The organism is Bacillus sp. SIMBA_005, from assembly GCF_046535585.1.
Classification (GTDB): domain Bacteria; phylum Bacillota; class Bacilli; order Bacillales; family Bacillaceae; genus Bacillus; species Bacillus pumilus.
In genome coordinates, this window is sequence record NZ_JAWRWI010000780.1 from 1 (window position 1) to 254 (window position 254).

General features: G+C 37.0%; 1 protein-coding gene. It reads left to right on the forward strand.

Features of this window, described 5'->3' with window-relative positions; translation table 11 throughout:
• Positions 1–254 (forward strand): FlgK family flagellar hook-associated protein (locus tag SB660_RS22200; RefSeq protein WP_410584626.1); only part of this gene is annotated, 254 nt, incomplete at both ends.

Below are 254 nucleotides of genomic sequence, written 5' to 3' on the forward strand. Positions count from 1 at the left end.
TGAAACGTTTAATTATATTTCTGAATCACTTACAAATGTCCAATCGAATTTAAAAGCAGAGCTAAATACAACTGTGTTGGATGTCAATTCTCTGCTTTCTCAGTTAAATAGTTTAAATAAGCAAATTGCACAAGTAGAGCCGGTCGGGCTTCTTCCGAATGGCTTATATGACCAGCGAGATTTGCTGATCGATAAATTATCCTCAATGGTTGATATCAAAGTCAGCTACAACAAATCAGGCGGGAATGCACTTG